At 67.5% G+C, this 26,258-nt stretch carries 25 protein-coding genes; 11 read left to right on the top strand and 14 right to left on the bottom strand.

Annotation, left to right across the window (positions count from 1 at the left end; translation table 11 throughout):
- Positions 1-343: 343 nt before the first annotated feature.
- The 9 genes from BJQ94_RS02920 to BJQ94_RS02880 all read left to right on the top strand — a co-directional run bounded on the left by BJQ94_RS02920 (position 344) and on the right by BJQ94_RS02880 (position 8,346).
- Positions 344-1,015, top strand: coding sequence for an A24 family peptidase (locus tag BJQ94_RS02920; RefSeq protein ID WP_265398748.1), 672 nt, complete (start codon positions 344-346; stop codon positions 1,013-1,015).
- A gap of 268 nt (positions 1,016-1,283) precedes the next feature.
- Complete coding sequence (locus BJQ94_RS02915; protein WP_345893472.1) at positions 1,284-1,490, top strand: Flp family type IVb pilin; 207 nt, start codon at positions 1,284-1,286, stop codon at positions 1,488-1,490.
- 89 nt (positions 1,491-1,579) lie between these two features.
- Positions 1,580-1,957 (top strand): TadE family protein, encoded by a 378-nt coding sequence (locus BJQ94_RS02910; RefSeq protein ID WP_265398746.1) that lies wholly within the window; start codon positions 1,580-1,582, stop codon positions 1,955-1,957.
- Complete coding sequence (locus tag BJQ94_RS02905) at positions 1,954-2,952, top strand: pilus assembly protein TadG-related protein (protein WP_265398745.1); 999 nt, start codon at positions 1,954-1,956, stop codon at positions 2,950-2,952. Before BJQ94_RS02910 ends, BJQ94_RS02905 begins: the two co-directional genes overlap by 4 nt.
- A gap of 11 nt (positions 2,953-2,963) precedes the next feature.
- Positions 2,964-3,698 carry a Flp pilus assembly protein CpaB gene (gene cpaB / locus BJQ94_RS02900; protein ID WP_265398744.1) on the top strand — a complete coding sequence of 245 codons (735 nt, stop codon included), beginning with the start codon at positions 2,964-2,966 and terminating at the stop codon, positions 3,696-3,698.
- Positions 3,698-4,894 (top strand): AAA family ATPase, encoded by a 1,197-nt coding sequence (locus BJQ94_RS02895; protein WP_265398743.1) that lies wholly within the window; start codon positions 3,698-3,700, stop codon positions 4,892-4,894. Before cpaB ends, BJQ94_RS02895 begins: the two co-directional genes overlap by 1 nt.
- A 197-nt stretch (positions 4,895-5,091) precedes the next feature.
- Positions 5,092-6,465 carry a CpaF family protein gene (locus BJQ94_RS02890; RefSeq protein WP_265398840.1) on the top strand — a complete coding sequence of 458 codons (1,374 nt, stop codon included), beginning with the start codon at positions 5,092-5,094 and terminating at the stop codon, positions 6,463-6,465.
- Positions 6,465-7,394 (top strand): type II secretion system F family protein, encoded by a 930-nt coding sequence (locus BJQ94_RS02885; RefSeq protein ID WP_265398742.1) that lies wholly within the window; start codon positions 6,465-6,467, stop codon positions 7,392-7,394. The genes BJQ94_RS02890 and BJQ94_RS02885 overlap by 1 nt, the downstream gene beginning before the upstream one ends.
- A 64-nt stretch (positions 7,395-7,458) precedes the next feature.
- Positions 7,459-8,346 (top strand): type II secretion system F family protein, encoded by an 888-nt coding sequence (locus tag BJQ94_RS02880; protein WP_265398741.1) that lies wholly within the window; start codon positions 7,459-7,461, stop codon positions 8,344-8,346.
- A 407-nt stretch (positions 8,347-8,753) separates the two neighbouring features.
- On the opposite strand, the gene BJQ94_RS02875 is transcribed toward BJQ94_RS02880, so the two are convergent.
- Together BJQ94_RS02875 and BJQ94_RS02870 are read right to left on the bottom strand one after the other, a co-directional pair.
- Positions 8,754-9,797 (bottom strand): LCP family protein, encoded by a 1,044-nt coding sequence (locus BJQ94_RS02875; RefSeq protein WP_265398028.1) that lies wholly within the window; start codon positions 9,795-9,797, stop codon positions 8,754-8,756.
- A gap of 10 nt (positions 9,798-9,807) precedes the next feature.
- Positions 9,808-10,848 (bottom strand): LCP family protein, encoded by a 1,041-nt coding sequence (locus BJQ94_RS02870; RefSeq protein WP_265398029.1) that lies wholly within the window; start codon positions 10,846-10,848, stop codon positions 9,808-9,810.
- A gap of 151 nt (positions 10,849-10,999) precedes the next feature.
- On the opposite strand from BJQ94_RS02870, the gene BJQ94_RS02865 reads away from it, so the two are divergent.
- Positions 11,000-11,167: a hypothetical protein gene (locus BJQ94_RS02865; protein WP_265398030.1), complete on the top strand. Its 168-nt coding sequence runs from the start codon at positions 11,000-11,002 to the stop codon at positions 11,165-11,167.
- Positions 11,168-11,227: 60 nt separating this feature from the next.
- Positions 11,228-11,617 (top strand): hypothetical protein, encoded by a 390-nt coding sequence (locus BJQ94_RS02860; protein WP_265398031.1) that lies wholly within the window; start codon positions 11,228-11,230, stop codon positions 11,615-11,617.
- 2 nt (positions 11,618-11,619) lie between these two features.
- Here the strand turns inward: BJQ94_RS02860 and BJQ94_RS02855 are convergent, their stop codons facing one another.
- From BJQ94_RS02855 to BJQ94_RS02800, 12 genes are all read right to left on the bottom strand, one after another.
- Positions 11,620-12,423, bottom strand: a complete 804-nt coding sequence (locus BJQ94_RS02855) for a hypothetical protein (RefSeq protein WP_265398032.1) — start codon at positions 12,421-12,423, stop codon at positions 11,620-11,622.
- Positions 12,424-12,628: 205 nt separating this feature from the next.
- Complete coding sequence (locus tag BJQ94_RS02850) at positions 12,629-14,452, bottom strand: O-antigen ligase family protein (protein ID WP_265398033.1); 1,824 nt, start codon at positions 14,450-14,452, stop codon at positions 12,629-12,631.
- A gap of 67 nt (positions 14,453-14,519) precedes the next feature.
- Positions 14,520-15,854 (bottom strand): hypothetical protein, encoded by a 1,335-nt coding sequence (locus BJQ94_RS02845; protein WP_265398034.1) that lies wholly within the window; start codon positions 15,852-15,854, stop codon positions 14,520-14,522.
- Positions 15,855-16,097: 243 nt separating this feature from the next.
- Positions 16,098-16,613 carry a hypothetical protein gene (locus tag BJQ94_RS02840; protein ID WP_265398035.1) on the bottom strand — a complete coding sequence of 172 codons (516 nt, stop codon included), beginning with the start codon at positions 16,611-16,613 and terminating at the stop codon, positions 16,098-16,100.
- Positions 16,614-16,934: 321 nt separating this feature from the next.
- A complete protein-coding gene (locus BJQ94_RS02835) occupies positions 16,935-17,711 on the bottom strand; it encodes an HAD-IIB family hydrolase (RefSeq protein WP_265398058.1) in 777 nt (258 codons plus the stop codon).
- 5 nt (positions 17,712-17,716) lie between these two features.
- Positions 17,717-19,030: a UDP-glucose/GDP-mannose dehydrogenase family protein gene (locus BJQ94_RS02830; RefSeq protein ID WP_265398036.1), complete on the bottom strand. Its 1,314-nt coding sequence runs from the start codon at positions 19,028-19,030 to the stop codon at positions 17,717-17,719.
- A gap of 188 nt (positions 19,031-19,218) precedes the next feature.
- Positions 19,219-19,773, bottom strand: coding sequence for a sortase (locus tag BJQ94_RS02825; RefSeq protein ID WP_265398037.1), 555 nt, complete (start codon positions 19,771-19,773; stop codon positions 19,219-19,221).
- A gap of 100 nt (positions 19,774-19,873) precedes the next feature.
- Positions 19,874-21,493 carry a DUF4012 domain-containing protein gene (locus BJQ94_RS02820; RefSeq protein ID WP_275875547.1) on the bottom strand — a complete coding sequence of 540 codons (1,620 nt, stop codon included), beginning with the start codon at positions 21,491-21,493 and terminating at the stop codon, positions 19,874-19,876.
- 192 nt (positions 21,494-21,685) lie between these two features.
- Positions 21,686-22,681 carry a GDP-L-fucose synthase gene (locus BJQ94_RS02815; protein ID WP_265398039.1) on the bottom strand — a complete coding sequence of 332 codons (996 nt, stop codon included), beginning with the start codon at positions 22,679-22,681 and terminating at the stop codon, positions 21,686-21,688.
- A gap of 2 nt (positions 22,682-22,683) precedes the next feature.
- On the bottom strand, positions 22,684-23,715 hold the full coding sequence (gene gmd / locus BJQ94_RS02810) for a GDP-mannose 4,6-dehydratase (RefSeq protein WP_265398040.1): 1,032 nt from the start codon (positions 23,713-23,715) through the stop codon (positions 22,684-22,686).
- Between the two features lie 112 nt (positions 23,716-23,827).
- Entirely contained in the window at positions 23,828-25,255 is a 1,428-nt protein-coding gene (locus BJQ94_RS02805) for an O-antigen ligase family protein (RefSeq protein WP_265398041.1), read from the bottom strand.
- Positions 25,256-25,384: 129 nt separating this feature from the next.
- Complete coding sequence (locus tag BJQ94_RS02800) at positions 25,385-26,257, bottom strand: glycosyltransferase family 25 protein (protein WP_265398042.1); 873 nt, start codon at positions 26,255-26,257, stop codon at positions 25,385-25,387.
- Position 26,258: the final 1 nt, after the last annotated feature.

The raw sequence follows: 26,258 nt of genomic DNA, 5'->3' as shown, positions 1-26,258 counted from the left end.
ACCAGCGGGACTTGCCCGACCAACGGGACTCGGACGACCAACGGGACTCGGACGACCAGCGGGACGAGGTCACCGGGACGGCGGGCAGCGTGCGAGAAGCCCCCGGGGTCTCAGCCGGAGGCTTCTCACACGGCGATCGACCGGTGTTCTCAGACACGCGGCCGAGTAAGCCGTAACGACTACGGGGGTCTCTCATCCGTAGTTCACCGTCGATCTTGGTACGTCTCCGTGAAGATTGCCACCGGATTTGCTCAAGTTTCGCTGAATGTCGGCCAATTGCCCCTGCTTTGGGGCACTCGAGCACCCAAATGAGGGTGTGCCGGGTGTGTGCGAGGCTGTGAACATGATGGTCAACGCGTTCAGCCTCGGATGGGGCGTGGCCGGATTCGGCCTTGCCGGACTCATCGTTGGCTGGCTGGGTGGCGTCATCGCCGACAGATTCTGGCCCGTCCGCCCGGCCCCGTTGAATGGCCGCCGTGGCCGCTACACGAATAGAATCCTGGGGGCCGTGGCAACCGCCGCGATGTTCGCTGTACTGGCGCTCACACTCTCGCCGGCGACCGGACTGGGCGCCTGGCTCTTCTATGCCGCAAGCGGAATATTCCTGAGCGTTGTGGACGTGCGCCACAAACTGCTGCCCAACAAGGCGCTCCTGCCGGTCTTCCTCACCGGGGTCGGGCTGCTGACCGTGACCTCCGGCCTGGCCGGCGACTGGGCGGCACTCGGCCGAGCTCTGGCCGGCGCTGCGGTGCTCTTCGCCGCGTACCTGGCCCTGGCGCTCATCTCTCCATCGGGCATGGGAATGGGCGACGTGAAGTTCTCCGCAGTCGTGGGATTGTTCCTGGCCTACCTGGGCTGGCCCGTGCTTCTAGCGGGAGCGTTGGCCGGGTTCGTCATCGGCGCAATGGTGGGGCTGGTGGCACTCATCCGCCGCCGCGGTTCGACCGTGCCGTTCGGGCCGGCGATGGTCGCCGGTTCGTTTGCGGCAGTGCTGTGGGCGTCCGCGTTGTACTGAGACGACGTCTTCGTTGTGTCGTCATTTAGCGTCGGCGGCCGATATTTTTGCGGCGAAACCGCCCGAATCGGGCACAAACGGGTGGGAGAGTGATCAATTCTCACTCCCGCACGGCGTGTCGGTTTGCGCAACAGGAAGTGAGCAATACCCTTCTACCAGCACAGGTACTGTTCGTCATTGGTCTCCTCTTTGTTTGGCCGGTACCGCTTGAATGTGCTGTTTGGTCTCTCATCTCCCAGTAAAGGACAGTCCCATGTTGGCTCTTTTCGTGACCCTAAATTCGTTCGCCGTCAGCGCCAAGGCGCGTCTGTCCCGTGAGGAGACCGGCGCGACCGCCGTGGAGTACGGCCTGATCATCGGTCTCATCGCCGTTGCGATCATCGCGGTTCTGGTCATCCTCGGGCCGCAGCTGGCCGGCCTCTTCCAGGGTGTATCCGACAGCATCCCGGCCGTCGGATCCACGACCGCTCCGTAGCAGTCCCCCCATTTCCGGCGCTGCCGCGGTTCTCCCCCAGAACCGCGGCAGCGTCGCCTTCCCACTTTCCAGCCAGCCCGGGAGCACTCATGCGGAAATGGCGGAACGAACGCGGCGCCGTGGCAGTGGAATTCGCCCTGCTGCTGCCTCTACTGGTCACGTTGCTGATCGGGATCATGGAGTTCGGCATGTTCTACAGTGCCCAAATCAGCGTCACGGCCGCCGCCCGCGAGGCCGCACGCGTCATGGCCATCGGCAACGACCCCGCGGCCGCCCGCACGGCCGCCCGCGCCGCTTCACCGGTGCTCGATCCAGCTCTCACCGACACCCAAATCGCCATTTCCGGCGCCTGCGTCTCCGGCGCCACCGCCAAGATCACTATCAGCTACTCCCTTCCCGCCCTCACCGGACTGTTCGGCCCGTCCTTCGGCATCACCGGGCGGGCGGCCATGCGATGCGGCGGATGAGCGACGCCCTACGCGTCTCGGTTCGCCGGCTCGCCGCCGCCCTGCGGAACGAGGAGCACGGCGCCGTCGCCGTGATCGTGGCCGTGAGCATGGTGGTGCTGCTCGGCTTCACCGCCCTGGCCATCGACACCGGCGCGCTTTACGCCGAGCGGGCCCAGCTGCAGAACGGCGCGGACGCCGCCGCCCTCGCCGTGGCCCAGGACTGCGCCAAGGGTGCCTGCGGGAACATCCAGGCCACCGCCCAGAGCTTCGCCAACGCCAGCGCCAACGATGGCGCTGCCGCGGTGTCGGTCACGGCTCCGTCAACCGCCGCGCCCACCACCGTGCGGGTGCAAACGAGCACCAAGGACGGCGCCACCGGAGCCGGCACGCTGGCCCTGAGCTTCGCCCCGGTGCTGGGCATCGACTCGAAGGCCGTTGCCGCATCCGCCACCGCCAGTTGGGGCAGCCCCGCCTCCGGCCCCGCCATGCTCCCGCTCGCCTTCGCCGAGTGCGCCTTCGCACGCACCGGGGTGCAGGTGATCACCACCGGTGGCACGACCGGCTCCTCGGCGACCTGCCCGCTCGTCAACGGGTCGGGTACGCCATTGCCTGGCGGGTTCGGCTGGCTCGACGACCCCACCGGCACCTGCCGCGCCACCGTCAACATCGCCACCAGCGCCGCGATGAGCAGCGACACCGGTGCAAACCTGCCCACCGGCTGCGCTGCGGTCCTCACCGCTGCGCTCGGCAAAACCGTGCTGCTTCCGGTGTTCTCCAGCGCCACCGGCTCCGGCTCCGGCGGCAGTTACACGATCCGCGGCTGGGCAGCATTCAAACTGTTGGGCTGGCGGTTCCCGTCGTCCAGCTACAACAACAACACGTACACCGGCGCGCGCTGCACCGGCAGCTGCAAGGGCGTCATCGGCGAGTTCGTCTCCTTTGTCTCCCTCGACGACCGTTTCACCACCGGCGGGCCCAACTTGGGCGCGTCGATTGTCACCCTGACCCGCTAGGTACCACACCAATGAGAATCCGCCTGATCGCCGCCGTCGCCGCGCTCCTCCTCGCCATCACGGGCACAGTTCTCATTGCCGGGTACGTCACCGGCGCCGACGAGCGCGCTCAGGCGGATGCATCCCCCGTGGACGTCTACGTGGTCGACCAACTCATTCCGGTGGCCACCCCGGCCGAAGTTCTCGGCGAATACCTCCGGGTTCAGGTGCTGCCCAGCGCCGCCGTTGCCGAGGGCGCGGTCACGGACCTGGCCACCGTGGCGGGCATGATCACCACCGTGCAGCTGCTGCCCGGCGAACAGCTGCTCACCAGCCGTCTGGCCAACCCGGAAGACCTCATCACCCCCGGCAAGATCCGGGTGCCGGAGGGCATGCAGGAGGTGACAATCTCCCTCGCCGCCGACGCGATGGTGGGCGGCCAGGTCGCCGCCGGCGACACCGTGGGCGTCTTCGTAACCAAGACCAACGACGCGCAGCAACCCTCCACCAACCTGGTCTTCAACAAGGTGCTCGTCACCACCGTGCAGGGCGCCCCTGCGGTGGTCACCACCGAGACAGGGGCAACCGACGACTCGGCCACCCCCGCCACCCCGGACGGCGCACTGATGATCACCTTCGCGCTCACCGCCGCCGACGCCGAGCGCATCATCTTCGCCGTGCAGAATGCGTCCATTTGGCTGTCACTGCAGACCGACGACGACAACGAGGACGGCACCAAGATCGTCACGGAGGCGGACCTGTACTGATGAGCCGGTTCCTACTCATCACCAATGATCCCGACTTCGCCAAGCGGATGCAGCTTGCCATCGCCGGACTACCGGGCGCAATGCACACCTTCACCGATGTGCGGCTGCCGGAGTCGCCGGGCGAACTGCTGCGCGCGGTGCCCGGCGGTGCCCCCGAGGTGATCGTGCTCGGCCCCGGCGTACTGGCCGAGGACGCCCTGCACCTCGCCGCGGTATTCGACGTGCAGCACCCGGAGATAAGCGCCGTGCTGGTCTGCGATCCCGGCCCCGACCTGGCCCTGGCCGCCATGCGCGCCGGCATCCGCGACCTCGTCGACCCGCTCGCCGAGACCGACACCGTCCGGGTGGTGCTCGAGCGGGCCTGCCACTCGGCCGCCAGCCGCCGCCGCGGCCTCGGGCCGGCACCGGTCGTGGATGGGCCCACCGGCCGAGTCATCACCGTGACGGCACCCAAGGGCGGCGTGGGCAAGACCACCGTGGCCACCAATCTCGCCGTGGGCCTGGGCCGCATCGCACCGATGTCGACGGTGCTGGTTGACCTCGACGCCCAGTTCGGTGACGTGGCCACAGCGCTCGGCATCGACCCCGAGCACACCCTGCTGGACGCCGTCACCGGCGCCGCCGCCGAAGACACTCTTGTGCTCAAGGCGTTTCTCAGCGTGCACCCCAGTTCCATCTACGCTCTCGCCGCTCCGCTGTCCCCCGCGCACGCCGACCGCATCACCGGCGACGACGTGACCCACATGATCCGCCAGCTCGCCAGCGAGTTCCAGTACGTGGTCATCGACACCGCCCCCGGGCTCGGCGAACACGTACTCGCCGCGCTCGAGGCATCGACAGATGCCGTGCTGCTTTGCGGCATGGACGTGCCCAGTGTGCGCGGGCTGCGCAAGCAGACCGACGTGCTCAGCGAGTTGAGCCTGATGCCGGCGAGCCGCCATGTGGTGGTGAACATCGCCGACCGGCACAGCGGCCTGTCCGTGCGCGACATCGAGGCAACTCTGGGCCAGGCAGTGGATGTTGTCGTGCCCCGGTCGCGCGCCGTCGTGTACTCGATCAACAAGGGAGAACCGTTGTTGCAAAACCCCTCGCGCGATTCCGCCGCCAAGGCCATGCGCCGCCTGGTGGCGCGCTTTGACCCCAGCACGGCCGGCGCCACCCGCACCGGGCTACACAAGAGAGCGGACTTGAGATGAAGCTGTCGGATCGAATGGATGCGCTCCGGGGTGGGGCGGGCAGCGACAACGGGCCGGCTCGCGGGGTCTCGACAAGCTCGACCAGCGGCGGGGGCTCGACCAGCGGCGGGGGCTCGACCAGCGAGACTGGCGCGACCGACCGTGGGTCCAGCCTGTCGAGACCCGGCGACCCGGTCCCGACCGACCGTGGGTCGAGCCTGTCGAGACCTCGTGACGGGGTCTCGACAAGCTCGACCAGCGGCGGGGGCTCGACCAGCGGAGGAGGCTCGACCAGCGGAAATGTCGTTGACGCCGTGGTAGCCCTGAAGAACCGGGTGGCCGAGGCCCTCTTCGAACGCCTCGGCAACCGACTGAACGATCCCACCCTCACCGAAGACGACCTACTCGCCTACGCCAGGGAAGAACTCGCCCAGATCGTGGAGGCCGATCGGGTGCCGCTGAGCCCGGAGGAACGGCAGCGCCTGGTGAAGCAGATCGGTGACGACGTGCTCGGCTACGGCCCGTTGCAGGCGCTGCTGGACGACACCGCGGTTTCCGAGATCATGGTGAACGGCGCCGATCAGATCTTCGTGGAACGCGCAGGTAAGGTGACGCTCAGCGGGGCACGGTTCAAATCCGAGAGCGACCTTCGCCGGGTCATCGAGAAGATCGTCTCCAGGGTGGGCCGGCGAATCGATGAGTCCTCACCCCTCGTCGACGCCCGGCTCGAGGACGGTTCCCGGGTGAACGCGGTCATTCCGCCGCTGGCCGTGAACGGCTCCAGCCTCACCATCCGCAAGTTCTCCGCCGACCCGCTCAAGGCACGCGACCTGATCGGCTTCGGCACCATCTCCCCCGAAATGGCCGAGCTGCTCGACGCCTGCGTCACCGCGCACCTGAACATCATCGTCTCCGGCGGCACCGGCACCGGCAAGACCACCCTGCTCAACGTGCTCTCCTCCTATATCCCGCCCGGGGAACGCATCATTACCATCGAAGACGCCGTGGAACTGCAGCTGCAGCAGGACCACGTGGTGCGGTTGGAGAGCCGGCCGGCGAACATCGAGGGCAAGGGTGAGATCACCATCCGTGACCTCCTCAAGAACTCGTTGCGTATGCGACCCGACCGCATCGTCGTCGGCGAATGCCGCGGCGGGGAAGCGCTGGACATGCTGCAGGCCATGAACACCGGCCACGACGGGTCGCTCTCCACCGTGCACGCCAACTCGCCCCGCGACGCCATCTCCCGGCTGGAGACCCTGGTACTGATGGCCGGCATGGACCTGCCATTGCGGGCGGTGCGGGAGCAGATCGCGTCGGCCGTGGACGTGATCGTGCAACTCACCCGGCTTCGGGACGGCACCCGCCGGGTGACCCACATCACGGAAGTGCAGGGCATGGAGGGCGAGATCGTGACCCTGCAGGATGCCTTCGTCTTCGACTACAGCGCCGGCATCGACCCGACCGGCCGCTTCCTCGGCAAGCCGGTCTCCACCGGGGTGCGCCCCCGCTTTGTGGACCGCTTCAACGACCTGGGGATCACGCTCTCCCCGTCTGTTTTCGCCACCCCCGACCGCCCCAAGGCCCGCTGATGCTCATCGCCGGCGCGCTCTGCTGGACCTTAGCCCTGGCCGTACTGTTCCTCGTCGTCACCCGCTCAGCCACCCCGCGTCTGCCCGAGGAACGACGACGGCCGCCCAGCATCGCGCCCGCCTCCCGGCTGAGCCGCCTCACCGGGCGCACCACCGACGGGATCGGCGGCGTGCTCGACCGGCACGGCTGGACGCGCGCCCTCGCCGACGCGCTCGAGCATGCCGGCATCCGGTCCGCCCCGGCCGACTTCCTGGTGCTTGTGGGCACCGCCACCGTGGTCGGTGCCCTTTTCGGCCTGCTGTTGGGCGGCCCGGCGCTGGCCCTTCTCGTCGCGCTCGTCGCCCCGGTCGGTGCCAAGCTGCTGCTCAGCGTGCTCACCACCCGCCGGCAGAAGGCGTTCGCCGACCAGCTCGACGACACCCTGCAGCTCCTCGCCGGCGGTCTGCGCGCCGGGCACAGCCTGCTGCGCGCAATCGACGCGGTGTCCCAGGAGGCCGCCTCCCCCACCGCCGAAGAATTCGCTCGGGCGGTGAACGAGACCCGCCTGGGCCGCGACCTCAATGACGCCCTCGACCAGACCGCAGCGCGCATGAAGAGCGAGGATTTCAGTTGGGTCGCCCAGGCCATCGCCATCCACCGGGAGGTCGGCGGCGACCTCGGCTCGGTGCTCGACCAGGTGGGCGCCACCATCCGGGAGCGCAACCAGATCCGCCGCCAGGTGGCGTCGCTCAGCGCCGAAGGCAAAATGAGCGCCTACGTGCTGATGGCGTTGCCGGTCGTCGTCATCGGCATCCTCTCGCTCACCAGCCCGTCGTATATCGCCCAGTTCGGCCAGAGCATCTACGGTTTCGGCTTGATCGGCCTGATGGTTCTAATGATGACCGTCGGCGGCCTCTGGATGCGCAAGGTGGTGACGTTCAAATTCTGACCGTTCCCGCACGCCGGCACCCCGCCGGCGCCCCCGCAACCGCCTCGTCCCGAGGAGCCACCCCATGCCGCTGACCGTGCTCCTGGCCGTACTGGCCGTATCGCTCGCCGTGCCGGCCATCCTCTGGGCCTTATTCGTGCCCGGCGGCGGCGGCTCCGGCGCGCAGAAACAGATCCAGGCCAACCTCGCCCGCGGCCTGCACCCGAATACCGCGCCCGCTGCCGCCCGCGAACCGGCCTGGGCGGAATTCACCCGCAAGCTCACCGTGCCGCGCAACGTAGCGCTGCTCGGCAAGCTGCACGCCGCCGCGGGCCGGCCCGCCGCGTGGCCGCTTGCCCGGGTGCTCGCGGTGAAACCGGTGCTCGCCGCCGTGGCCCTGCTGCTGGCGCTGCTGCTGTTCGGTAGCCGGCTGAGCGGACCGGTGCTGGCACTCATCGTCTTCGTCACCGTGATCGCTTACTTCCTTCCCGAGTTGCTGCTGTACAGCCGCGGGCAGGAGCGGCAAACCACCATCGGCCTGGAACTGCCCGACACGCTCGATCAGATGACGATCGCCGTGGAGGCGGGCCTCGGTTTCGAAGCGGCGATGGCGCGTGCCGGCAACAACGGCAAGGGACCGCTCGCCGAAGAACTGGTGCGCACTCTGCAGGACATGCGTTTCGGGATGAGCCGGCGGGAGGCCTACCTGGCCCTGGGCGAGCGGGTGTCGGTGCCCGATCTCAAGACGTTCATCCGGTCGGTGGTGCAGGCGGATGCCTATGGAATCTCGATCAGCACGGTGCTGCGGATGCAGGCGCAGGAGATGCGCCTGAAACGGCGTCAGCGCGCCGAGGAGAAGGCCATGCAGATCCCCGTCAAGGTGCTCTTCCCGCTGATGCTCTTCATCCTGCCGGTGCTGATGATCGCCGTGCTGGGGCCCACGATCATCAACGCCATCATCTCGTTCTCCTAGGAACGCCCGCCCCGCCCCGCCCCGCTGGTCGAGCTTGTCGAGCCCCCCCTCGCTGGTCGAGGCCCCCCTCGCTGGTCGAGCTTGTCGAGACCCCGCAAGACGACCTGCATACGAGCCAACACAGCGGACACGTCACCGGGTCTCGACAAGCTCGACCAGCGATCGGGCGCGACCCACAGGCCGGGTCACCAGGTCTCGACAAGCTCGACCAGCGATCAGGCGCGACCCACAGGCCGGGTCACCGGGTCTCGACAAGCTCGACCAACGATCGGGCACGACCCACAGGCCGGGTCACCGGGTCTCGACAAGCTCGACCAAAGATCGGGCACGACCCACCACACGCTGGTCGAGCTTGTCGAGACCTCGCGAGCTTATGCGCACGACGCGAGGCACTACACACCGGCCGGTCAGCCGGCCGCCTGCAGTTGCGACGCGAAGCCGGTGAGGGCGTCGGTGCGGAACGCCTCCTGAAGGGCCGGCACTGCCGCCCAGTCGATGTTCACGATGGGGTGGCCCTCGGTGGTGGTGCCGGACCCGGTGCCATTCGTGGGAATCAGGAAGAACTCCACGTCGTCGGCACGCACCTCCCGCAACGCCACCCCCAACGCCACCAGGTCGCCGGAGGTGAGCTTCTCGTCGATCGCCAGGTGCGGGGTGATGGCGCCGACCACATCCACCATCTTGGCCGGGTTCGTGAGCGTCTCCTGCTGCATCACCCCGTCGAGCAGGGCGCGGATGAGCAACTGCTGGTTGCGCACCCGCTGAAAGTCGCCGTCGGTGAAGGCGGCCCGTTCCCGGGCGAAGGCGAGCGCCTCGGTGCCGTCGAGGTGCTGGGTGCCCGCGGGAAAGGCGTGGCCCTCGAGGTAGTAGGAGTCGAAGGCGATCGGGTTGTTTACATCCACCCCGCCCAATGCATCCGTGAGCCCCTCGAACCCGGCGAAGTCCACCACCGCCACATGGTCGACCCGCACCCCGATGACCCCCTCCACCGTCTGCACGGTCAGGGGAACACCGCCCAAGGAAAGCGCGGCACTGATACTCGTCTCGCCGTGGCCGGGCACCTCCAGCCAGCTGTCCCGGGGAATCGACATCACGCTCAGCGCCGAACGGTCGGCGGGGATATGCAGGATCACGATGGTGTCGGAGTGCTGCCCGGTGAGGTCCGCGGCCGAGCCGGAGGCACCGCGGCTGTCGGAACCCAGCAGCAGAAAGTTGAGCGCGCCGGCCGCGTCGCCGGTCGTCAGTGGTGGGCGCTCCGCGTCGGGTGGGAAGGCGAGCTGGAACCGTTCCACCGACTGGTAGGCGCTGGTGATCGTCCAGACCACCGCGGTGATGGTCACTGCGGCGACCAGGGCGACGATCCCGCCCACCACGAGCACGATCTTCCAGCCCAAGCGCCGGCCAGGCAGGTCGGTCTGCTGACGCGGCGCATCGGACTCAACTGTGGCCATCAGCCACCTCCTACCCGGCCGCCTGCAACGTCGGCGCGACCGCCGCGACGGAATCTGACTGGTACGCGGCCTGCAGGGCCGGCAACGCCGCCCAGTCCAGGTTCACGATCGACTGGCCGTCGCCGGAAGTGCCCGTGCCGCTGGTGGGGATCGTGAAGAAGGTCACGTCGGAGGAGCGCACATCGCGCAGCTGCACCCCCAGCGTTGCCAGGTCGGTGGTGGTGAGGGTGTTGTCAATGGCCAGGTGCGGGGTGACGGCCCCGATCACGGCGCCTACCTTCACCGGGTCGGCGAGGGTGGACTTCTGCATGAGCCCGCTCAGCAGCGCGCCGATGAGCAACTGCTGGTTGCGCACCCGCTGAAAGTCGCCGTCGGCGAACGCGTACCGTTCCCGGGCGAAGGCGAGCGCCTCGGTGCCGTCGAGGTGCTGCGTGCCCGCCGGGAACACCCGGCCCTTGAGATGGTAGGAATCGAACGCGATCGGGTTGTCGATGGTCACCCCGCCGAGCGCGTCGGTGACCGCCTTGAACCCGGCGAAGTCCACCACCGCCACATGATCGATGCGGGCGCCGATCAGCCCCTCCACCGCCTGCACCGCCAGCGGCACCCCGCCGTAGGAGAGCGCCGCGTTGATCTTCGCCTCCCCGTGCCCGGGGATCTCCAGCCAGCTGTCCCGCGGGATCGACATCACCGACAGCGTGGACCGGTCGGCGGGGATGTGCACGATCACGATGGTGTCGGAGCGTTGCCCGCTGATGTCGGCGATCGAACCGGTGGAGCCCCGGGTGTCGGAGCCGAGCAGCAAAAAGTTCAGCGCCGTGGCCGCTTCCCCGGTGGATGCCGGCGGCCGCGCCGCGTCATCGTCCGGGAACGCCTCCGGGATGCGTTCCACCGCGTTGAAGCTGCTGGTGAGGTTCCAGAAGGTCATGCCGGCCACCCCGATCACGATCACGGCGAAGAGGCTGAAGACCACAAAAACGATGCGCCAGGCCTTCCGGCCGGGCGCTGGGGCGGCTCGATGGCGCGCGGGAGCGGACTGTTCGGTGGGCATCGGGTTGCCTCCTGGCACCGGTCGGGTAAACGGTGTCGCCACCATAGACCGGGGCCTGAGGGGCGGCTAGGGCGACCCCGACGTGCTGTCCCCCGAACGGGTATCCCCAATTAGGGTTCCAATTTTCAGGGTTTTTGATTAGCATCCTGCCATGGGTTTCCGCCGACGGACTCGTCGGCTCAGGCGCTGGTACCGACGACACGAACAGAGCAACTGGATGCTCGCCGCGCGCTGGCTGCTGATCGCGGTCGCCGCAGGGGTCGTGGCGGTCATCGCCATTCAGGCCATCACCGTTCAGAACCTGACTGTGGTGCCGTAGCGCGCCCGCTGCCGCTCCCCCCAATTCGCGCCTCCCAGCCGAGATAGCTAGGCTCACCCAATGCGCTCTCTAGCTTCGGCCACCATTCTCTGCGGCGTCATCCTGCTCTCGGGCTGCGCCGCCGGCTCCACCATGGCCGGGCCCACTGCTAGCCCCACCGCCACCGCAACGGCCACCCCGACGCCCACACCGCTGACCGAACCAGAAGAGGTCGTCAAGCAGACCACCACCGCGGTGAGCCTGTACAGCAAGCTGGTCTGCAGCAACCTGGCCGACCACCCCGATGTTGACCTCAACGCCGCCGTCGACCAGTTGCTGGCCACCTACGCCACCGAGGGCCTCTCCGAGGAGTCCCGCCTGCAGCTCGCCCACAACGTGCTCGAGCAGTCGGCCGCGAAGGACTGCCCCGACCAGACCCAGCGCATCGCCGACGAGCTCGCCGCCGGGTAAGCCTAAGGCTGCAAGGTCAACTTCACCTCGTCGATAAACTCCTGCACCTGACTGTCGTTGTCGGCGTACGCATTCACCATTGCAGCCAACCAAGCTAAATCAGCCCCGCTCGGCCTGTGATAGGCGACGATCAGAACGCCGTCCTCTCGGGTCGTCGCGCAGTAGTCCAAGGAAATTTCGAGCGGGTTGTCCTCCACGCCGTTCGTGGATCGACAGGCCATGTTCGCGGCGATGGCTTCTTCGTCCGCCGCGCCGGAGAGCATCTCACCGAGCTTTTGACGCGCATTGGCGTCGACACTCAGTTGGAACTTCACAGTTTCCCCCGCCGGCGCCATCTCGACGGTTGTGGGAGAACAATCCATCTTGTATGAGGCTTCATCGGCGGCCTGCCGCAGCGAGTCCAAAGCGGCCTGATTCGCGTATGCGACCTCGTGTGTTTTCTGGTCCTCCGACCAGTAGTGCCAGCGGAACCTGTCGCAGTCCAACCCGTACTCGTAGGCGGTGGCTTCCTCCACGAGCCGGAAGTCGTCAAGGCTGGAAACAAACTGTCCGCTGCCGTCCACGTTGCCCGAAATGAGCGGGCCGATGTTGATCGACGGCGCAGCCAAATTCGCTGTAGTGCCGGCGCTCTCTTCTTCGGGCGCATCAGCGGTTTCGCCGTCACTACTGCCCGCGGCGTCTTCGGCGTCACTGCTGCTGCTCGGTGCGTTCCCGGTGGTGTCGCTGTCACTCTCGGCGGCTGCTGAACATCCGGTAAGACCGAGTACGACCAGACAAGTTGATGCCAAGAACAGTCGGATTCGCACGTGGATCCCCCGATGGTTGAGTGGTTGAATGCGCCGATCGTAGCAGCCATCGAGCACAGGACAGCCGGTTCAAAGGCCTGACCAATGCCTGGCAGCCGAAACCTCAGCTCAAACGATGACGGGCCCACTCAACCAGGCCGACCGGTGGATCGAGGCTATGGGCACGCGGCCCCAGCCGGAGCCGCCGCCCACACTAAAGCCCCGGTTATCCGGCGGCCGGCACCACCGGTTCGTCGAGAACGTCCCGCAGCCGCAGCGCCAGCTCGTCGGCCGGGTCCAGGCCGAGGGCCCGCTCCACTTCCGCCCGGCTCGCCGTCAGCTCTCCCTGCAGGTACAGCGCGACCGCGTACTGCGCGGCAACGCTGGCGTCGCGCGGCGCCAGCTCGACCAGCGCCGCCAGAGTGTCCGCCGCGGCCTCCACGTCACCGCCGACCAGTTGCCCCACGGCCAGCGCCCGCTCGGTAGCCACAGTGCCCGGCAGCTGCGCCCGGGACCGTTCGGCCCAGGCCACGGTCGGAGCCGCCGCCTCGGCCACTCCCCCGTCGGCGAGCGCCGCGAACGACTGCGCGGCGATGCTGGCCAGGTCGCCGTCCCACGGCCGCAGCGCCTGCGCCTGCGCGAACGACTCCTCGGCCGCCGCGAGGTCGCCGCGCCCGGCCGCCGCCACCCCGGCGGCCAGCGGCACCTCGGCGCAGGTCAGCACGATCAGCCACGCCAGCCACACCAACAGCAGGCCGGTGCGGATGCCCCCGGCCACCCGGAGCACGCCGACCCGGCCCGGCCGCACCCGCAGGCCGCCCGCAGCCGGCACGGCCAGCAGCACGCCAAGCAGCAGCGCCGCCGGAATCGCGGTGGCCGGCGCCGTGAAATGGGTGAGCAGGCCCATGCCGTACCCGGCCAGCCCGGCCAGCGCCGCCGCGAGCAGGTCGGCCTGCGCCGACTGAGCGGGCTCAGCGGCCAGGACCCGCCACCGGCGCACCCCGAACCACACCGCACCCCCAAGAATGCCCAGCACCACCACCAGCAGCGGGATGCCGCCGGCCAGGGCCACCTGCAGCAGCCAGTTGTGTGGTGAATCGAGGGTGCTGCCGCTTTCGGACGAGCCGGCGTTGGCGTTGAGGAACCCGCTGGCGCCGACGCCGAACGGATGTGCTCCGAGCAACGACACCGCCTGCCGCCAATAGTCGAACCGGGCCTCCACCGAGGAGCCGGCCAGCGGGCTGCTGCCCAACACCCGGTCGCGGGTGAACGGCACCAGCAGCGCCCCGCCCACCAGCACCACCAATCCGCCGGCGCCGAGCAGCAGCACCTGCCGCACGCGGCCGCGCGGCGCCCGCAGCACGGCCAGCGCACCGAGCACCAGCACGACCACGCCGGCGGCCAGCAGCGCGGCCCGGGACGCGGACAGCACCACGGTCACCAGCGCCAGCCCCAGACCGGCAGTGAGCCAGACCCGCTCCGCCTCCACCCAGCCGTCACCGCGCCGAACGCCCGGCGCCCGCCCGGCCGGTCCGACCGGGCCGACCCATGCGCGCAGCACCGGCAGCACGAGCAGCGCCAGGAACAACGCCCCGAGCAGCCCCTGATCGGTAGCGTTACCGGTCAGCGCGCCGGGCCGGTCCAGGTCGGAGGCGAACGGCCGCGCCCCCAGAGACTCCACCAGCGACACCACCCCCAGTGCGATTGCGGCGGCGGCCACCGCCCGGGTGAGGGTGCGCAGCCGTGCCGTCGTGCCGTCCGGCCCGAGCAGCCGGGCTCCGGCCCAGACGGCGCCGAAGTACACCGGCAGGGCCACGAGTCCTTCGTAGCGCGGCCACCGGCCCCACAGCTGCGCGGCCGGTGCGGCCGAGAGCAGAACGCCCAGCAGTGCGAGCACCCCGGCCAGGGTGCTGCCGATCACCACCCAGCGCGGCAACCGCCCACGCGCCGCGGCCACCGACGCCAGCAGCACGGCCACGGCGGCAACGACGTCCTTGGGCAGGAACCAGCGGTCGAACGCGTCGGGCAGCAGGGCGACCGTGGCGAGCACGAGCAGCCAAACTGCTGCCGTGCCCGCCCGGGTGGTGAGAGGGGTGATGAGGTTCGGTCCCTGTGCGTCAGGGCTTAGGCACGCGCACGGTGGATGACGACCCGCGGGTCAGCGTTGTGTAGCCGGTTGACTTCGCGGTGGCGCGCACGCTCAGGGTGAAGCCGGCGTCAGCGGCCGTGATCTTGTAGGTCTTCGCCGTCGCGCCTGAGATCAGGGCCCCGGACCGGAACCAGGTGTAGGTCACCGCGGTCGGCTTGGGGATCGTCGAGCCCGGTGTGGCGGTGAGCGTGGCGCCCACCTTGGCGGTACCGGAGATCGTGGGCTGGTTGGCGCTGAACGTGCCGGGCGTGATGGTGCTCCACGCGCTGAAGCTGGCGGACGCCGAGGTGTAGCCGGCCTTCGAGCCCTTCGCCGTCACCGAGATTGTCTTGCCGGCATCCGCCCCCACCAGCGCATACGTGGTCTTGGTGGCCCCGCTGATTGCGACGCCGTTGCGGTACCACTGGTAGGTGGAGGTGTCCGCAGCCGGGTCGAAGTACGCGCTCACGGTGAGGGTGTATCCCACTGTGGTGGAGCCGTAGACGCTGCCGGACACGTTAACTTCGGGCTTGCCGGCCAGCTCGGCATCGATGCCGGTCACGGTCTTCGCAAAGCCCAGCACGATCGACTTCGACGCGGCGAGGGTGGTGGCGTTGTTGTAGTACTCGCCCTTCAGACCGGTCGTGGCGCCGATCACCCCGAAGCTCAGCTTGTAGGTGCCCGCCACGAGCCCGGTGAGGTTGTACCGCCCGGCCCAGTCCACGCCGATGTAGTGGTCGACGCCGGTCTTGCTGCCGTTGAGATACGTGGTCACCTTTCGCACCGTGGTGGCCGGGACCCCCTTGGTGCCCACCTTCGCGGTGAGGATGCCCGAGATCGTGCTGCCCTGCTGCAGGGTCACGTTGTAGCCGCTCAGGTTGGTGGCACCCACCTTGATCGGGGTGGCCTGCGCTTCGTTGGTTTGGTTCTTCCAGTACTGCTCGGCAAAGACGAACCCGGCGCTGGTGTCGTAGTTGTTGTAGGAGACCTTGTAGCTGCCGGCGGTCAGCCCGGCGATCGAGTATTTGCCAGTGGCGTCGGTGTAGCCGTGCACCGAGCTGGTGGCGGTGTAGGCCCGCACGAACACGCCCGCCAGCGGCTTCGTGCCTGTGGTGGTGTGCCCGGAGACAGTCCCCGTCAGCGTGCTCAGCTTCGGTACTGCCGCCACAGCGGGGGCCACGACCGTCGTAACGGGCGCGGCGGTATCAGGGGTTGTCGCCGTCGCGAGCGCGGTCGCCGTGGTTGCGGCGGCGGGGGCAGCGGTCGCCGGGGCAGCGGCGCCCAGCGTTCCGATCACGAGCGCTGCGGTGATGGTCAGGGCCACGGTGAAACCCTGATCCCGGATGCGTCGACGCCTGTTCCCCATGAGTGCCCCAGATTCAGTCCGGTGCGGCGGGCATCGTCAGAGTGATGCGCGTCCGCACGGAGGAATTCTCCCCCAGCGAAGGCTATTGGCCGCAGCCACCCGCCCGGGGGCAGAATCGGCTCGTGCGCTGCCCCAGTTCGGGGCGAGAACACCGCTGGCGACCACCGCATTTCTGAGTCGGCCTGGTGGCGCCCACGCTGCTTACGGCGCTGTGATCGTCACGGTCGGCGTGGAGGCCTTGACGAGCGTGGTGTAGCCGGGGGCCGTCGCGGTGGTGCGCACGCTGATTTTGGCACCCTTGTCGGTGCTGCTCAGTTTGTAGGTCGATGCCGTTGCGCCCTTGATGGCGGTGCCGGAGCGGTACCAGGCGTAGGTGAGTTTGGCCGGGGCTGGCGAGATCGTGCCCGGCCGGGCGGTGAGCGTGGCGCCCACTTTGGCGGCGCCTTGCAGGGTCGGCGCACTGCTCGTAAAGGTGCCGAGGGCGATGTTGGGCCAGACGCCGACCAGGGCGGGGGTAGTCGCGTAGCCCGGCTTCGTCGCCCACACGCCGAGGGCGAGTTCCGTGCCGACATCGGCCGCCACCGCGGTGTAGCCGCTGGTGGTGGCGCCGCGGATCGCGGCGCCGTTGCGGTACCACTGGTAACTGATCTTTGCCGCGGCGGGCGTGCTGCGCACCACCCCGGTGAGCCGGTGCCCGACGACGCGTGTGCCCGACACGGACACCGAAACTGTCAGTGCGTGAGCGGCTGTGGTCGGTGCAGCCGCCAAGGCGGGGGTCGGAGCCAGGGCGCCCACAAGCAGTGTCGCAGTCACGGTCAACACTGTCGCCCAGCCGCGTACCCGGCTGCGTGCCCGTTTGGTGCCCATGACTGCCTTCGTGCCGGTGCGCTCCGCGTCACGACTGCGCTGCGGATGCCCACGGGGAACTCCCCCGACGAAGGCTATTGCCCGCACGCCCCGGCCGACCGACCGATCCGCCCCGCCGGGCACCCCAGTTCGGGTGTGACACCGCGGATCGGTGTGGTCAGGGCCGTGAGGTCAGCTCTGGTGCGACGCCGCCGTGAGCGTGGGGATGAGCTTCTCGAGGAACGCGGCGGTGTCTTCCCAGCCCTCCACGGCGACGCAGTCCACGCCCATGGCCTTGACCGGGTAGTCGTTGCCGTTTTCATCGAGCCGGTCGCCGACGAAGAGCATGTCGACGAGCGGGATGCCGGTGAGCTCGGCCAGGCGGTTCATGCCGTAGGCCTTGTCGATGCCGCGGCGGGTGATGTCCACCGAGGTGGAGCCGCCTGAGCGCACCTCGAGGTCGGGCAGCAGCGCCTGCACCGCTTCGCGCAGTGCGGTCTTCTTGGCTCCGTCGGTGTCCCACTGGGTCTTTGCTGCCACGGGAGCGGCCTGGCCGAGGGCCGAGAAGGTGATCTGTGAGCCGCGGTCTTCGAGGATCGGGCCCCAGGTCTCGCTCTCCCAGTAGCCGAGGCTGCGGGCGGTCTCTTCCACGGCGGTGAGGGCGCGCTGCTTCTGGTCCTCGGTGAGGTTCTCGGCGTAGATCTGCTCCCAGTCGCCGCCCTGGTGGCGGTAGTACTGCGTGCCGCAGGTGGGCATGAGGTGCAGGCGGGTCAGTGCCGTGCCGTCAACCTCGCTGAGGTTGTCGATGACCTGCATGGTGAACTGGGCAAAGTTGCCACCCGAGATGATGCACACCTCTGCGACGTCGAGCAGGTTGACCAGCAGCTCCGCCATCCGAGGGTCGATGGGCGACTTGGAAGCCGCGAGGGTGTCGTCGAGGTCGAAGGCGACCAGTCGGGGGTTCTGCAATGCCATTAAGGGCGGCCCAATCCGTAGTAAGTCCAGCCGGCGGCGCGCCACTCGGCTGCATTCAGGGTGTTGCGACCATCGATGATCGTCGGGGTCTCCACCAGGGTGGCGGCCCAGACGGGGTCGATGGTCTTGAATTCCGGCCATTCGGTGACGAGCACCACGGCGGCCGCGCCGCGCAGGGTTTCCTCGATTTCGGTCGAGTAGCTGAGCTGCGGGTGTCGCGAGCGGGAGTTCTCGATCGCCTGCGGGTCGGTGGCGACCACGTCGGCGCCGAGCCCGCGCAGCTGCACAGCCACGTCGAGGGCCGGCGAGTCACGCACGTCGTCGGAATGAGGCTTGAAGCTGAGCCCGAGCACGGCCACCTTCGCGTTGAAGATGGGGCGGTCGAGCGCCGTCACGGTGAGGTCCACGACCCGCTGGCGGCGGCGCAGGTTGATGGCGTCGACCTCCTTGAGGAAAGCGACGGATTCGCCGCGGCCGAGTTCCTCGGCGCGGGCGGTGAACGCGCGGATGTCCTTGGGCAGGCAGCCGCCGCCGAAGCCGACCCCGGCGTTGAGGAAGCGACGCCCGATGCGGGCGTCGTAGCCGATGGCGTCGGCCAGCTGGGTCACGTCGGCCCCGGAGACCTCGGCGATCTCGGCCATGGCATTGATGAAGCTGATCTTGGTGGCGAGGAACGCGTTCGCGGCGACCTTCACCAGTTCGGCGGTGGCGTAGTCCGTGACCACGAGCGGCGTCTCCGCAGCGGTCGCGGCCGCATACACGGCGTTGAGCTGGGCCACGGCTCGCTCGCCGACGGCTCCGGCGGGAACGCCGTAGACGAGCCGGTCGGGGCTGATGGTGTCTTGCACCGCAAAGCCCTCGCGCAGGAACTCCGGGTTCCAGGCCAGCGCGGCGCCCGAGCCGGAGCCCTCAATGAGCGCGGCGAGCCGGGCGGCGGTGCCGACGGGCACGGTGCTCTTGCCCACAACCAGGTCGTCGGCAGTCAGGTGCGGCAGCAACGCCTCGACGGCGGCGTCGACATAGCTGAGGTCGGCAGCGTGGCTGCCCTTCTTCTGCGGGGTGCCCACGGCCACGAAGTGCACTTCGGCACCGGCCGCCTCGGCGATGTCGGTGGTGAAGCGCAGCCGGCCGGAGGCCAGCGCCGAGGTGAGCACCTCGGGCAGCCCGGGTTCGAAGAACGGGGTGCGTCCTTCACTCAGAGCGGCGATTTTCGCGTCATCAACGTCGATGCCCACGACCTCATGGCCCAGCTCTGCCATGGCCGACGCGTGCACTGCGCCGAGATAGCCACAGCCGATTACCGATATCTTCATGCGTTTTTCCCCATATCTACGAGCCTACCGGCAAGGGTTGGACCGCCCGTCGGGCGGACCGTGATCTCCAGCGGCCATCGGCCGGGCACAGCAGAAGGCCCCGAACAGTGTTCGGGGCCTTCTGTGGTGCTGGGCTAGCTACCTCACGCAGTGTCGGAAGGTGATGCCTCTAGCCTGATGGGAGCTGACTACGCGTTGGCGCGCTGGCGGCGCACGACGGTGAGTGCGACCATCAGGGCGACGCCGAGCAGGAGTGCGCCGGCTGCGGCCCAGATGGCGAGCATCGGAGCGTCGTAGCCGGTGCTGGCGAGTCCGCCAGTGGCGGCAGCAGTGCCCGCGTCAGCGGCAACAGCCGTGAGGGTTGCAGTGCCGACGCTGCCGGAGGTGAGGCCGGTGCCCGACAGGGCGTAAGAACCGGTGGCGTTAGCCGGCAGGGTGACGGCGACTGAGACAGCACCATCGGTGGCTGCGGTCTTGGTGATGCTCGTCGAGTTGACGACGGCCTTGATCGTGGCCAGCGTGGCGCCCGCTGCGTTCTCACCGGTCAGGGTGAAGGACACGGACTCGCCGGGGGTGAAGGAAGCATCAGCGAAGCCGACGGTGACAGTCTCGCCCGGTGCGGGCGTGGCGTCGGTGACGGTGATGTTCCCCTCGGGAACATAGCCGGCAGCGTTAGCTGCGGCCGGAACTGCGAAAACTGCGAGAACCGCGAGCGCGATTGCCGCAACGGACTTTTTCATCATGGTGGTACCCCCTGCTAGATCTTTCAAAAAAATGTGCCGACACTGGCGTACTCCGATAGGAGCCTTCCTCGAATGAGGCTGATCTCCAGACTAGGGCACGTTAACAGGTGATATCCAGTTTCTCCGTTTCATTTCTGTGAATTACCGGTGTCGTTTGTGTCTCGATTTCGCCATCGAACGCTTGTGCCCCCAACCAGGTGAACTGAACGGTGGTGATTTCGCCCGGCGCCAGCTCCACCGAGAGGCTGCTCACCGGATAGGTGGCGTCGGTGGCGGGGTGCATGGCCACCTCGGCGCCATCGCGGGTGAGCCCGAGGTTCTGCATGTCCGGCGCCCCGTACACAGACAGAATCGTCTTAATGTTCCCGGGCGTCACGCCGAAGGTCCCGGCCGCCGTGACGTATCCCGGCAGGGACGTCGCTGCGTCAGCGGGCGCCGTGTTGGTGAGGGTGACGTCGATCGCGTACTGCGGCCGCTGATCCTTGCGGCACGTCGCCTGGCCCACCGCCGTCTGCACGTCGAGGTAAGGTCCCATCTTGGAGCCCGTGGCGTCGTTCAGGTAGACGCCGAAACGCTGGGTCTCCGAGTCGCTCACCGGCAGGCCGCCGGCCAGCGTGGTGTCGGCCAGCACGGCTTGTTCGGCCGGGTCGGCGCTCCAGACCAGCACGCGGTGTTCGCCACCGGCTTTGGCGAGCGCTTCGATGAGCGCCACGGGGTCGGCGTTCCCGCCGGCGACAGCGGTAAATACCGTGCTCGCCGCGACCGCGAAGAAGGCGTCCTGGTCGACGGGACGTGGGTAGCGGGAGTAGACGTCGGTGAGGAGCAACTGGGTCGCGTTCTCCGAGGTGAGCACGTCACCGGTTGGCAGCGTGACCGGCCCGGTGGCCGCGAGCAGGTAGCCCAGCGCAATGGGGTCAATGGACAGTACGCCGTTCACGTTCTGGCCGAACTGCTGCTGCCACATCGCGCTGGCGATCTCACCGGACAGCACAAAGTTCGGCGTGAGGTTCACGTCCTGAATGTACTGGGCGGTGATGTCGCCGTAGATTCCGCGGGTTTCGGTCGGCAGGTCAATTGCAGGGGGGACAAAGTCATTGAACTCGCCGCTCGAGAGCTGCCGGGCAAGCTGGATCTGACCAGCATCGGTGTGCAGCAGCGCCACCGCTCCGGCAATTCCGCCGGTGGCGCGCAGCTCAGCCGGATTCTGGAACAGCACCATGTAGTCCCGGGGGCCGTTCGCACCGAGAATGGCCGGCACAAGGGTGACGGCGTTGTCGACCGCCGTGATGGCGGTGTCTGCGTCGGCGACAGCGCTGCGCAGCGTCTCTGCCGCGGCCGCCACTTGATCCACGGTTCCATCGGTGTCGATTTTGGCGACCTGCACCTGAGCCGCATGAACGGCCACAGCGGCCGCCGACACGGCAGGCTGAGCGTCGATCAGCGGCTGCAGGTTGATGGCGCCGTTCACCGGTTTGAAGTCATCCGTCGTGATGGCACCGGCGACATCGGCCAGCGGTGTCACCGCGTCTTGCGCGAGGTCGTCCACCACGGCGGCCAGTTGGCGCACCACGGCGAGGTTGGGCCCCAGCGCGGGGATCCCTTCGAACATCCGCCAGACCGGATCGCTAGTGAGCGCGGACGCGGACGCCGCCCTGTCCCCCAGTTCCACTCCGGTGAGTCGCGCGGCTTCGCCGTCGCCGTCCACCACCTGCTGCTGCATGGTCTTCGCAAGCGGAATAGCGCTTTCGAGCTCACCGCGGGCGAGCACCGCCCGCACACCCACCCAGGCCACGAGGGCCAGAGCCACCACGATGACAACGGAGACGATCAACCAGATCGTCTTCGTGCGGCTGTGGCGGGCTCGGTTGCGCGCCCGGTTGCGAGGGCGCAGTGCCGCTGTGGGTTCCACGTACTACTCGCGCAGGCTGTGTGCGTGCTCGCGGTACCACTGCACGGTGCTGCGCAGGCCGTCTTCGAGGCCGATCTTCGCGGTCCAGCCGGCTTCCGCCAGCTTGCTGACGTCAAGCAGCTTCTGTGGGGTGCCGTCGGGCTTGTCGGTGTCCCACTCGGTGGCCCCGGTGAAGCCCACGACGCGGCCGATGGTCTCGGCGATCTCCCGGATGGTGACGTCGCTGCCGGTCCCCACGTTCACCTGCTCGGGGCCGTCGTAGTGTTCCATCAGGTGCAGGCAGGCTTCGGCCATGTCGTCCACGTGCAGGAACTCGCGGCGCGGGGTGCCTGTGCCCCAGTTGGCGACGCTCGCGGCGCCGGACTGGGCGGCTTCGTCATAGCGGCGAATAAGGGCCGGCAGCACGTGAGAGCCCTGGGGCGAGAAGTTGTCACCGGGCCCGTAGAGGTTGGTGGGCATTGCGGAGATCCACGGCAGCCCGTACTGGCGGCGCACGGCCTGGATCTGCAGAATGCCGGCGATCTTCGCGATCGCGTAGGCGTCATTGGTGGGTTCGAGGTGCCCGGTCAGCAGGGTGTCCTCGTGGATCGGCTGCGGGGCCAGGCGCGGGTAGATGCACGAGGAGCCCAGGAACAGCAGCCGTTCCACGCCATACTTGAGCGCGGCGTCGAGCACGTTCACCTGGATGCGCAGGTTGTCGCTGAGGAAGTCCACCGGGTAGGTGCTGTTGGCGAGGATGCCGCCCACCTTGGCTGCGGCGAGCACTACGTAGCGCGGGGTGGTCTCCTTGAAGAACGCGAAGACGGCGTCGCGGTCTTTCAGGTCGAGGTCGGCCGAGCTGCGCCCGACGAGGTCGGTGAAGCCCTCCGCCTCCAGGCGCCGCCAGATGGCCGACCCAACAAGGCCGCGGTGACCCGCCACGTAGAACCGGGCGTCCCGGTCCAAAGCTGCCGGGGTGAAGGTGACCTGGTCGCGGTCGTCCGTCGCTGATGCCGTCATGGTTACTTCGTTCCCCAGCTCGTGAGCTTCACTTCGTCGATCCACGGCCGGCCGGAGTGCTCGAGTGCGGCGATGTCGGCGTCGACCATGATGCGGGCCAGTTCGGCGGTGTCGACCTCGGCCTTCCAGCCGAGTGTGTCGTGCGCCTTGGAGGCGTCTCCAACGAGGGCATCGACCTCGGTGGGCCGCAGGTAGCGTTCGTCGAATTTGACGTGGTCTTCCCAGTTGAGGCCGGCGTGGCTGAACGAGGTCTCCACGAAGTCGCGCACGGTGAAGTTGCCGCCGGTGGCGAGCACGAAGTCGTCGGGCTCGTCGGCCTGCAGCATGCGCCACATGCCTTCGACATACTCGGCGGCGTAGCCCCAGTCGCGGATGGAGTCCAGGTTGCCCAGGTATACGTAGTCTTGGGTGCCGGCCTTGATCGCAGCGACGGCCCGGGTGATCTTGCGGGTGACGAAGGTCTCGCCGCGGCGGGGTGATTCGTGGTTGAACAGGATGCCGTTGACCGCGAACATGTCGTAGGCCTCGCGGTAGTTCTTGGTGACCCAGTAGGAGTACACCTTCGCAGCGCCATAGGGCGAGCGCGGGTAGAAGGGGGTGTCTTCGTTCTGGGGCGGCGGGGTGGCGCCGAACATCTCTGAGCTGGACGCCTGGTAGAACCGCGGGTGAATGCCCGCCATCCGCACCGCTTCCAGGAGTCGGATGGTGCCCATCCCGGTGGTGTCACCGGTGTGTTCGGGCTCGTCGAAGGACACTCTCACGTGCGACTGGGCCGCCAGGTTGTAGACCTCGTCGGGCTGAATCTGCGCGAGCAAGGTGACCAGACGGGAACCGTCGCTGAGATCACCGTAGTGCAGGAACAGCTTCGCCGACGGGTCGTGCGGGTCCACGTAGAGGTGGTCGATACGGGAGGTGTTGAACGTCGACGCCCGGCGGATCAGGCCGTGCACCTCGTAGCCTTTCGAGAGCAAGAGCTCAGCAAGATAGGAGCCGTCCTGACCCGTGACACCCGTAATGAAAGCTCGCTTGGCCAAGAGACTCCTTGTTTCCGTTGACAGTGCAAGACTGCCCCGGCGGGCAGGCAGCTATCTAGTTTCCCTGTAGGCGACAACAATATCGCCGAATCGGAGGCGCTCATTCCTCCGGTTAGGCGGGTCTAGCCCTCGATTCCCGCCCTCGCGGCCTGTTGGCCCGGGCATCTCCAGCGATGGAAGCACTGGAGCGCAGCGGGATGGGCTCTGGACGGACGTGGCTGGGGAGCTCGTCTTCCCGTATTACCGCATTGGAGGTACCTTCAGTCGCCCGCAGGGCAGACTGCTCTTCCCAACTCGTCGCGATGTAGCAAATAACCACGATCAGTATAAAAGTAGGCAGGCCTGCTCCACCCGGTCGCAAGGGGGTCTCTGTGGCGGCTCGCATCGTCAACAACACAAGCAGAGCGAGACCGGTCGCGTCGCCGAGCCTGCGTAGGTCACCTGCCCGCTTGTAAAGGACAACAGCAAGCACGAGGAGGGACAGGAGCCCGATGATTCCGGCGCTGGCCAGGGACTGTACGAGCTGGTTGTGGGCCTGGGCAGCCGCGTCGAAATTTGGCAGGTAACGGTCACGATAGGACTGATCGAGCAGCGTTGGGCCGTAGCCGAAGATGGGGTATTCGTTGAAGCCGATCATGGCCGCATCCCAGATCTTCGTTCGACCGTTGAACGTGAAGTTGTCCCCGAGGACGGCACCCACCAAGGCGTTTGCCTTGTCCGGCCAGATCACCACAATCGACGAAGCGAGCAGCACTCCGGCAACCGCAAGGAAGCGAAGCGTCTTAGCAAGCAGATCCCGCCGCACAGCCAGCGCCAGAATTAGTGCGATCCATGACGTGTTCGATTGGGCGAAGGTGAGGGCAAGGAACGGAATGAGTACCCAGACTCTGGAGCTGGACAACTTCAACTCGATAACGACGGCGACGACGGCTACCGCGCCGAGCGTATTGGGGTGTGCAGTGATCCCTTCAAGCCTGCCGATGCCAAACAACGACCGGCTGTCGTCCGAGTTAAATGCAAGCAGAGGAAGCACAATGGCGGCGATAAGACTGAGCACGACGACCAAGCGAAGATTGAATCTGGCGGCCCGCAGCAACCACTCTGCCGAGTAGCCTCCATGCACAAGGAACGCTAGAACCAGTACCGGCGTAGTGACGTACTGTTCCGGAATACCCGGTGTCGCGCCGACAAGACCAGACATTATCATCGCCATGTAAAAAAAGAGCATGGCGGCGATAACCGCTCCGACTCCGCGCCGCGCATTTGTAGCGCTCTGCAGGACCGCCCAGGCAGCAAGACCGACGCACACCAGGGAAACCGCCCGGGCAATCGCAGGAATCGGCCCGCTCAGATCCGCCGGATAGAGGAAAACGAGACATTCCAGCACTGGTCCGGACAGCAAGAGAATCGCTTCGAGGTACCAGAAGCCGCCGCGGGCTCGTGCTTTCGGCTGCCACGCCCTGCCAGCGATAAAGGCCCATGCGAGCGCTGCAAGAGCGACCACCGCAATCAGGCCGTATCTGAGCAGGGAATCGAGCATGCCCCACAGCCTATTTGCATATCAGTGAGACTGCTGCCTGGTCTCACCTACCCACTTGCGGATGCTGAGAACGTCATCTGCATCAGGGGACACCCTGAACGCGGCATATCGCTCGTGTTTGGCCTTGACCTAGCGTAACCTCGCGGCAAGCCGGCGCGTCGGATGCGACAGGGGGCTTCGCCTATCCCCAGGGACGATGTGCTCGGGACTAACGCTCGCGACCCAGGGAAGGATCAGACGGGTGAATTCGTGGTACCGATAGGTCCGGTAGTCGCCGTAAGCACGACGATGCCGAAGCCAGGTGATGTGGAGAAGTGCCCGCAGATGACGCATGAGCTTTGTGCGCGCAGATCCAGCGTCGATCTGGTCCCCGCTGACCCTGTCTACGTTAAGCGTCGAAATGGCATCGGGGGCGGGCTCGACTAGCCAGGGATAGGAAAACAGGAACTGGATCTTGCTCGCGGGGCCAGCTGGCCAATCGGCGATGGAAGATATTCGCCGGCCGTCTTCAAGTAACACCTCCGCGGCGGCTCGGTTGAGCATATATCCGGCGGCCCCGAGCGGCGTCGTGCTGGCATGCCAGAGTGGGATCGAGTCTGAAGGTGCTGAGGCGAGACCGCTCGCGACCAGTCCAATTTGCCAGGTGAACAGCATGATGACCCGCGGCTCTGCGACGTTCAAGTGTCGACCGAGAACGTCCGGCTCGAATGGAATCATGATCCGGGCGTCGTCTTCAAAGACCATCGCCATTGGCTCGCCGTCGTCGAGGAACTTCTGGCAGGCCGCCCGGTGCGCTAGAGCACACCCGACCTCCCCCGGCGTCAATCGGCGCCGCAGCAAAATCTCGGCACTGGCTTGATCTGCGTAGTCTTCCAGCGGCCCAGGCAGGTCGGCCACACGCACGCCCGCAACTCGCACGCTTGAGGCTCCTATGCTCTCGATCTGGGATTCGAGGGGTGCGCCCCTATATCCAGGGTCCAAGCCGATTATGTAACTTTGCACT

The organism is Cryobacterium sp. SO2, assembly GCF_026151165.2.
Lineage (GTDB): Bacteria > Actinomycetota > Actinomycetes > Actinomycetales > Microbacteriaceae > Cryobacterium.
This window is presented reverse-complemented; position numbering and strand designations above follow the sequence as displayed.

Coding starts and splice junctions, on each gene's coding strand:
- BJQ94_RS02880 (WP_265398741.1), top strand. CDS start 7,459: ATGCCGCTGACCGTGCTCCTGGCCGTACTGGCCGTATCGCTCGCCGTG.
- BJQ94_RS02875 (WP_265398028.1), bottom strand. CDS start 9,797: ATGGCCACAGTTGAGTCCGATGCGCCGCGTCAGCAGACCGACCTGCCT.
- BJQ94_RS02825 (WP_265398037.1), bottom strand. CDS start 19,773: ATGATGAAAAAGTCCGTTGCGGCAATCGCGCTCGCGGTTCTCGCAGTT.
- BJQ94_RS02805 (WP_265398041.1), bottom strand. CDS start 25,255: ATGCTCGATTCCCTGCTCAGATACGGCCTGATTGCGGTGGTCGCTCTT.
- BJQ94_RS02830 (WP_265398036.1), bottom strand. CDS start 19,030: ATGAAGATATCGGTAATCGGCTGTGGCTATCTCGGCGCAGTGCACGCG.
- cpaB (WP_265398744.1), top strand. CDS start 2,964: ATGAGAATCCGCCTGATCGCCGCCGTCGCCGCGCTCCTCCTCGCCATC.
- BJQ94_RS02905 (WP_265398745.1), top strand. CDS start 1,954: ATGAGCGACGCCCTACGCGTCTCGGTTCGCCGGCTCGCCGCCGCCCTG.
- BJQ94_RS02885 (WP_265398742.1), top strand. CDS start 6,465: ATGCTCATCGCCGGCGCGCTCTGCTGGACCTTAGCCCTGGCCGTACTG.
- BJQ94_RS02860 (WP_265398031.1), top strand. CDS start 11,228: ATGCGCTCTCTAGCTTCGGCCACCATTCTCTGCGGCGTCATCCTGCTC.
- BJQ94_RS02910 (WP_265398746.1), top strand. CDS start 1,580: ATGCGGAAATGGCGGAACGAACGCGGCGCCGTGGCAGTGGAATTCGCC.
- BJQ94_RS02870 (WP_265398029.1), bottom strand. CDS start 10,848: ATGCCCACCGAACAGTCCGCTCCCGCGCGCCATCGAGCCGCCCCAGCG.
- BJQ94_RS02895 (WP_265398743.1), top strand. CDS start 3,698: ATGAGCCGGTTCCTACTCATCACCAATGATCCCGACTTCGCCAAGCGG.
- BJQ94_RS02820 (WP_275875547.1), bottom strand. CDS start 21,493: ATGCAGCAGCAGGTGGTGGACGGCGACGGCGAAGCCGCGCGACTCACC.
- BJQ94_RS02920 (WP_265398748.1), top strand. CDS start 344: ATGATGGTCAACGCGTTCAGCCTCGGATGGGGCGTGGCCGGATTCGGC.
- BJQ94_RS02815 (WP_265398039.1), bottom strand. CDS start 22,681: ATGACGGCATCAGCGACGGACGACCGCGACCAGGTCACCTTCACCCCG.
- BJQ94_RS02865 (WP_265398030.1), top strand. CDS start 11,000: ATGGGTTTCCGCCGACGGACTCGTCGGCTCAGGCGCTGGTACCGACGA.